Here is a 7,855-nt window from a genome sequence, read left to right on the forward strand (position 1 = left end):
TCCTTCAATTATAATTCTTTCGCCTTGATTTATTTCTAGGTCAATATTTTCTAACACATTTTCATTTTCAAACTCAAATTTAAATTCAACATTTTCCAATGTAATAGATAAATTAGAAAAACAAGAATTATTTTTAATTGAAGATTCATCTGTAGGTTCTAGCTCTAAATCGGTGATTTGTCCAATTTTTTCAACAGACGTAAGTACATCGTAGAATGTTTCTAATCCTAAAATTATTTTTTCAACAGAATTAATTACCAATAGAATAATTATTTCTGCAGCCACAAATTGCCCGATATTCATTTGCTGATTGATTACTAAAAAGCCCCCAATAAGAAGTAAACTCGAAGTAATTAATGCTTTAAAAATTAATAGTTGCGAAAATTGTCTTTTTATTACACTAAAATGTTTTTCTCTGTAACCTAAATATTTAGTTACTAAACTATTGTTTTTTTCTAAAGCAAATTCAAGATGATTTGGATTTTTAAAACTAAAATTATTTTTCGCCAATTCTAATAACCAGTTGGCTACTTTGTATTTCGATTTAGATTCTTTTAAACTTGTTTGTAATCCTGATTGGTATGAAAATTTGAAAATTAAATACAATAATATTGCCAGAAAAATTCCGAATAAAATAAAAAACTGGTGGTATAAAGAAAGCAAAATAATACCAAAAAATATTTGTAAAAACGCAGAAGAAAAATCGATTAATAATTTTGAAGTTCCTTTTTGAATAGAAATAGTATCAAAAAATCGATTCGCCAATTCAGAAGTTTGTGAATTGTGAATTTCATTAAATTTTAACTTCGGAATTCTGTATGCAAATTCAAAAGCAGAACGTATGAATATTTTTTGTTGTAAATTTTCTGAAATACGCAATTGCATTAAGGATAAAATTCCTGCAAAAATCACACCTATTACTACCAAAACTACTAATACTATCCATGACACACTAATTCTTCCTGCTTGAATAAAATTAATTATAGCTTGTATTCCAAGAGGTAGAGACAAACTTATTAATCCTGAAAAAATGGCATAAGAAAATATTTGTACAATATCTTTTTTGTCTAATCGTAAAAGATTAAAATATCTTTTTAGTGGTGTCAAATTTTTCATCTTAAAAGGTTTTCAATTAAATGAATATAGAAAGCTGTGGTGTTTACTTCCTCATTACAATTTGTTATGGTTTTTAAATGATTTTTTAGAAAATGCTGGTGTAAAGATCCCTCAATTATTGAGGAAACCAAGCTTTTTGCAAAAGGGTAGTCAGGATTAACATCCAAAATCATTTTTTCTATTCTATAATTTACTTGTTTGTAAATTAAGAAAATGCCTTCTTTGTTTTCTTCGTCAACGTTCTTACTATATAGCGTTTTAGTAAATTCTTCAATAATAATTTTATTTAAAACGGCTTCGTTTATATGTTCTGTTTTGCTATCATCTTCTATTGTCTCTGTAACAATTAGTATGGCTTTTTTAAGTTTTTCAAATTTATCATTGATATTATTTGTAGAAAATACCAAACGATATTCTATCCAAGCCCAATACCAAGAAGATAAGTATACCAATAATTTATGTTTGTTTTCAAAATATCGGTAAATAGAACTTTCGTTCGAACCAATTTTTTCACCCAACTTTTTAAATGTAAATTCTTCAAAACCAATTTCGTCGATAAGTAAAATACTATTTTGTATTATTTTTTTACCTAAATCAGACGTTTCGGGATCTTTTACGTAAGTTTTAGGATTGACTTGTATTTTTAAATTTGCTAATAAATTTTGCATATATAAATATTTAAAATGCAAATATAATAGTAATACTATTATGTTGTAATAGTTTAACTATAATTTATGAAATTTACACAAAAAAACCATCGTAGAGATGGCTTTTAATGTGTTAAAAAACTATTCCTTCTTTAAATCTAATTTTTCGGCAAAGTAATCACAAAAATCCATCATGGCGCCTGTCATTTTTTCATCGCCAGTGGCGCGTTGGAAAGTATCTGTCATAGCTACTAAAGTTTGATGGAAAAATATTTTCATTTCATCAACAGGCATGTCTTTTGTCCATAAATCAATACGAAGGGTTTCTTTTGCTTTCGCATCCCAAATGGATAATAAAACTGTTTTGGCTTCTTCGTTATTTACGCCGCCGTCTTGTGCTGACCAAGTTAATTTTTCTGGGACATTATTTTGGTCTAAGTCTATAATTACTTTTATTTCTGATGTTTTGCTCATTTTTTTTGGGTAAAAGGTTTTGGGTAAAGGGTTTAATATGAAAAATAATAGTACTTTACTTATTGTTTTTTTGGTTTGTATTTCGATTTGTTAAATATCGTAGTTGGTTCTGTTTTTAATAATTGGTCTAAAGTTACTTGATTATTTTCCATGTAACTTTTTACAATTTGCCAACCCAACCACTGGCCAACTCTTCCGGGTGATTCTCTATCAATTTCCAAATAGAATTTAGTAAATGGAGCATCTTCAATAAACCGTTGGTAATTTTTTATATTGTTATCATAAAGTAATTTTTCTTCAACTAAATAACTCCACATTTGCAATTCGTTTTCTAAACAGAATTTTTCTTGTAGTTCTGTATATCCAATTTTTTGATAATTAGGCGTTTCAGGAAGTAAAAGGTCTTTTAAATAATGTAATTTTCCATAATAAATCATTTCACTAATTAAAGTTTTGTCTTGTGAAGGCACTATTTTTCTATAGGCAAAATTAGTTACTACATCTGGTAATATTTGATGAGGTTCTAAGTTGGCTTTCTGATATTCAGCAAACGGTTCATAAAATTTATGATTTTTTCCTAAGTAGGTATCTAACGAAATTAAAATTAAATCATTCGTGTAAAAGGCTTTTTTATCAATTAAAACCTCATTAACTAAAGTAATTACTCTTGGTGTTTTTTCTTCAGGAAAATAATGTTTAATTCTCGAAACCAGCATTTCTATGCCATTTTCAAATTTTGTATTGTCAGGAAATTGTTTAGTAACTTCTACATTTAATTCTTTAAAAATTGGATCATTTAGTTTGGCATACCAAATTGAATCTGGAAATTGCGTTGGAAATAAAAATGGATATTGTTTTTTTAAATCGGGTAAAGTTTTTGGAGTAGCCGCAGCATAAGATTTATCGAAACGTTCGATATTTAAATCTACCGATTTTTTAATGTCTACTTTTTCAATAGCATCATTTTTTTTACACTGAATGAAGCAAAAAAATGAAATTAGCAAGAATATTAATTTTTTCATCGTATGAAATTTACTATTTTTATCAAAAATTACTGAACTGCAAATATATAATTATATACCTAAATTATTTATTAAAATTATGTCAAATAAAACAACGCTACATTTAGAAGGAATTCAAACATATATTGTCAATTGGTTGAAAACTTATGCAGAAAATTCTGGTGTAAAAGGTTTTGTTATTGGTATTTCTGGTGGAATAGATAGCGCTTTGACCTCAACATTATGCGCACAAACGGGGTTTCCAGTTTTGTGTGTGGAAATGCCAATTCATCAAGCAGCAAGTCACGTAAATAGAGCGAACGAACATATTAATCAATTAAAAAAACGTTTTCCGAAAGTGTTTTCCGAAAGGGTGGATTTGACACCGAGTTTTGAAACATTTAAAAATAGCGTTCCATCTTCTGAAAACGAGGCAGCTTTAGCTTTAACATTAGCCAATACTAGAGCGCGTTTGCGAATGACAACTTTGTATTATTTGGCTGGAATTCACGGTTTTTTAGTGGCAGGAACCGGAAATAAAGTAGAAGATTTTGGTGTAGGATTTTACACAAAATATGGTGATGGAGGTGTAGATATAAGTCCGATTGCTGATTTAATGAAAAGCGAAGTGCGACAATTGGCTAAATTTGTGGGTGTACCTGAAAGTATTTTAATTGCTAAACCAACGGATGGACTTTTTGGTGATGATAGAAGTGACGAAGACCAATTAGGCGCTTCGTATGACGAGTTAGAGTGGGCGATGGGCGAAATGGAAAACGGAAAAACTATTAAAAATTTTGAAGGAAGAGAAGCAGAAGTTTTTAAAATTTACCAACGATTAAATAAAATAAACCAACATAAAATGCAACCTATTCCGGTTTGTGAAATTCCAAAATCATTAAAAAGCTAATATATTAGTTTAAAATCGAGCTAAAACTCGACCTAAATTTTTTGCAATTACAGAAGTTAAAGACAAATAATCTTTGATTGTTGTTAGAATTTCTGAATTATCGATAGTAACATCTGCAGTTATATTGTTTTTGTTTTCTTCAATTATACGGTTGAGCAAATACCAACGGTAAGACAAAATGGTTTCATTAACACTTTGTGCTAAATTTACATTTTTGGCTTCAACTACAATTTTTCTACTTTCCCATTTGTGTAAAATGTCTCTTTCTTCAAGCATTAAAATTGAAGTAATTTTATTGGCTATTTCAGGCGAAGTTTGCGAAATATATTTATCAATTTCAAATTCGATATTTTGATTATAGTAATTAATAATGTCAGTATAAATGGTTTTAAACATTGGATTTGACAACTCAATTTCATCTTCTTGAAGTGCCAAATATATTTTTTCGTAGACTTTATATGAATTGGTTTCTTTTTCTTCTATACTGTTTCCAGCTTCGTCTTTCGATAAAAATGTTTCTGTAAAGTCATCCGTTTTAGAACCGTTAATTAATAATATTTCAATAATTTTTTGTTCTAACTCGTATAAAATATCAATTTTTTCGGGTTTAAAATCAGCATTATTTTTATGAACTTCAAATGCTTTTTTCTCTTCGGTGTATTTTTTATTGGCTTCAGAAATATCTTTCTTGAGCATTTGGGCTAATGTATTATACAATACATCTTCCGAAATATCCATAATGCGCGAACACTCTTTTATGTATACTTCGCGTTTAATTTGGTCTGAAATTTTAGAAATACTTTGTACCATATCTCTAATTAATTCTGCTTTTTTTATAGGGTCGTTATTGGCTTCTTTAACTAATAAATCAGCTTTAAACTGAATGAAATCTTTCGAATTTTCGTCTAAATATTGTTTTAAAACCTCATACGAATTGTTTTTCGCAAAACTATCTGGGTCTTCTCCGTCAGGGAAACTGCAAACTTTTACGTTCATTCCAGCTTCCAGAATCAAATCAATTCCACGTATAGAAGCGCGTAAACCAGCCGCATCACCATCAAAAAGTACGGTGATATTATTGGTTAATCGGTTTACCAAACGAATTTGGTCTGCTGTTAATGCCGTTCCAGAAGAAGCAACAACATTTTCAATCCCACTTTGATTGAACTGAATCACATCGGTATAACCTTCTACCAAATAGCAATTATCTTGCTTGGCAATAGCTTGTTTGGCTTGAAAAATGCCGTATAAAACTTTACTTTTATAATAAATTTCGCTTTCTGGCGAGTTTAAATATTTGGCAGCTTTTTTATCGTTAGTTAAAATTCTACCACCAAATCCTAAAACGCGGCCACTCATACTTTGAATAGGAAACATAACACGACCTTTAAAACGGTCAAATGTTTTTCCGTCTTCTTGTTTTACGATGGTTAATCCGGTTTTTTCTAAATATTCTAATTTGTAAGCTTTTCCTAGGGCTTCTTTGGTAAACGCATCCCAAATATCAGGAGAATATCCCAATTGAAATTTCTCGATAGTTTCTTTTGTAAATCCACGTTCTTTGAAATAAGACAAACCAATTGCTTGCCCTTCATCAGTATTTAGCATCGTTTTATGAAAATAATCTCTGGCAAATTCTGAGACCAAATACATGCTTTCTTTTTCGTTCGCTTGTTCTATATCTTCATTAGAAACAATGGTTTCTTCTACTTCGATTCCGTATTTATTGGCCAAATATTTTATGGCTTCAGGATACGTAAAATGTTCGTGTTCCATTAAGAAAGTAACCGAATTTCCACCTTTCCCTGAACTAAAATCTTTCCAAATTTGTTTCACTGGCGACACCATAAAGGATGGCGATTTTTCGTTTACAAACGGCGAAAGTCCTTTCATGTTACTTCCGGAACGTTTGAGTTGTACGAAATCGCCAATGACTTCCTCTACACGAGCTTGGTCAAATACTTTTTCTATGGTTTCTTTTGATATCAAAATATATTGTGATAATTTGAAAATGAGGTAATTTGAAAATTCAAAGTTCGTAAAAATACACATTATTAAATTAAAACAAAAAACCTACAAGAAATTTCCTTGTAGGTTTTGAAAAAAGCATTTTTATAACTCAAATTTTATGCATTTTTTTTAATTCCAATCAAAACGAATACCTAATGAAATATTGTTTTGGTCTACTGGATTATTTTTAAAAATTGGGTTTAAATCGTATTTTAAATATAGTGAAGTTTGTTTATAACCAATGTAAGTACTTACACCATAGGTAAAATCGTTTACGTTGAAATCGCCTTTCTGATTTTCTCTAATTCTATAGCCATGTTGTTCGTATTGAATAAATTGTTTTGAGTTGGTATTTACACCCACAAAACCACCTATTCCAAAACGTGCTCCTGTATGCGATTTGAATACTTTTTTATCGTCCACTACTTTTGTTTTCGAAAAATCAAATTCTAAATGGATTGGAACTACAAAATACACATTTTTAAAATAGGTTCTTTTGGCTTTTGTTTCCACACCAGCATCCACTAAAATAGTTTGATTATTAATATCTGCAAACACTCTATTATTTGTAGCGTGTAGGTGGTTGTACATAAAACTAGCTCCGTATTTTAAATGCAATAAATTACTGTTGTTTGATAAACGCGTATTCAAAGTAATACCAAATTCCGAAAATATAGAACGGCCATAACCAAAATCCGAATTGGCTACCATATTATTGGTGACTAAGTTATTGAAGCCTAACACCATAACAGTTTGACTTGTAGTTCTATTTTCAGACTTATTTTTGTCGTAGTTTTTACTTTTAAAACCACCAGGAATAGAAAAACTATTTTTCTTTAAACTATCATTAGACTCTCCCTCATTTACATTTTCATTTACTAAATCTCTTAAGGCTTTTTCTTGTTCGGCAATTTTAGTTTCAATGTTTTTCGCACGTTCTACTGCAATTTTTGCTTTTGAAGTTTTTGCTTCTTCTTTAGTCATTTTACCTAATTCTACTGCTTTGTCTAGGGCTTCTACTTCAGCTTTTAAGGCTCTTTTTTCTTCTTCAGCAATAGTTTTTATTTGAATAGCTATTTCTTTAGCTTTTTGTTCAAACGTTTTTTCTTGAGCTACTACGCTATTTACCAAAGATAGTAGCGCGATACTGATGTACAAAATGATTTTTTGCATAATTTAGGGGGTTTTAAAAGTTAGTTATAATTTCTATTTACAAATGCTGATTTTGCTTGTTTTAATTTCGTGATTGTTTTTTCTTTAAAGGTTTGATCCAATTCTGATTCTACGGTTTGTAATAACTCCTTTGGATTTACTCTTAAAGTAGACTTAAACGAACCAATATTACTTGGTTTCTTTTGCCCTTGTACTTCTGCTAAAAGCGATTCTGGTGTGGTGTAATTATAAGTCGGTTCTTTAATTTCTTGTTTGATTCCCTCTTTTTTAATTTCGTTCACAGTAACGACTTCTTGTTTAAGTAGTGCCGTTTCATAGACTTCTAATTTAGAATTTTCTTTTTGAGCTGTTTTGATAGTGGTATTTTTTTTTGTTTCGTAAGTAGTACTTGTTGTCTCGTTATTAGCCAATTCATTTTTAGATGAAACACTACTTTCTTCCGTATTTTGTTTTTGTGTTTCCGTTTCTGATTTTGCTTTAGTAGTAACTATTTCTTCAGTTGCAGGCGTTAACTTTGATTGCTC

At 29.7% G+C, this 7,855-nt stretch carries 8 protein-coding genes; 1 reads left to right on the forward strand and 7 read right to left on the reverse strand.

Features of this window, described 5'->3' with window-relative positions; all coding sequences use genetic code 11:
* The 4 genes from ACIQ2I_RS06455 to gldB form a co-directional block, all read right to left on the reverse strand.
* Positions 1-1,107 (reverse strand): ABC transporter transmembrane domain-containing protein (locus ACIQ2I_RS06455; RefSeq protein ID WP_396181620.1); only part of this gene is annotated, 1,107 nt, incomplete at its 3' end.
* 5 nt (positions 1,108-1,112) lie between these two features.
* Positions 1,113-1,784, reverse strand: coding sequence for a TetR/AcrR family transcriptional regulator (locus ACIQ2I_RS06460; protein WP_396181613.1), 672 nt, complete (start codon positions 1,782-1,784; stop codon positions 1,113-1,115).
* A gap of 120 nt (positions 1,785-1,904) precedes the next feature.
* Entirely contained in the window at positions 1,905-2,237 is a 333-nt protein-coding gene (gene gldC, locus ACIQ2I_RS06465; RefSeq protein WP_396181614.1) for a gliding motility protein GldC, read from the reverse strand.
* Positions 2,238-2,296: 59 nt separating this feature from the next.
* A complete protein-coding gene (gldB, locus tag ACIQ2I_RS06470) occupies positions 2,297-3,259 on the reverse strand; it encodes a gliding motility lipoprotein GldB (protein WP_396181615.1) in 963 nt (320 codons plus the stop codon).
* Positions 3,260-3,338: 79 nt separating this feature from the next.
* Here gldB and nadE point away from each other — a divergent pair, with 79 nt between their 5' ends.
* Positions 3,339-4,148 (forward strand): NAD(+) synthase, encoded by an 810-nt coding sequence (nadE, locus tag ACIQ2I_RS06475; RefSeq protein WP_396181616.1) that lies wholly within the window; start codon positions 3,339-3,341, stop codon positions 4,146-4,148.
* A gap of 9 nt (positions 4,149-4,157) precedes the next feature.
* On the opposite strand, the gene dnaG is transcribed toward nadE, so the two are convergent.
* The 3 genes from dnaG to ACIQ2I_RS06490 all read right to left on the reverse strand — a co-directional run.
* On the reverse strand, positions 4,158-6,137 hold the full coding sequence (dnaG, locus tag ACIQ2I_RS06480) for a DNA primase (protein WP_396181617.1): 1,980 nt from the start codon (positions 6,135-6,137) through the stop codon (positions 4,158-4,160).
* Between the two features lie 150 nt (positions 6,138-6,287).
* Positions 6,288-7,331: a cell envelope integrity protein TolA gene (locus ACIQ2I_RS06485; protein ID WP_396181618.1), complete on the reverse strand. Its 1,044-nt coding sequence runs from the start codon at positions 7,329-7,331 to the stop codon at positions 6,288-6,290.
* Positions 7,332-7,351: 20 nt separating this feature from the next.
* A partial coding sequence (locus ACIQ2I_RS06490) for a hypothetical protein (protein ID WP_396181619.1) occupies positions 7,352-7,855 on the reverse strand: 504 nt, incomplete at its 5' end.

The sequence above is a fragment of the Flavobacterium sp. genome (assembly GCF_044368995.1).
Lineage (GTDB): Bacteria > Bacteroidota > Bacteroidia > Flavobacteriales > Flavobacteriaceae > Flavobacterium.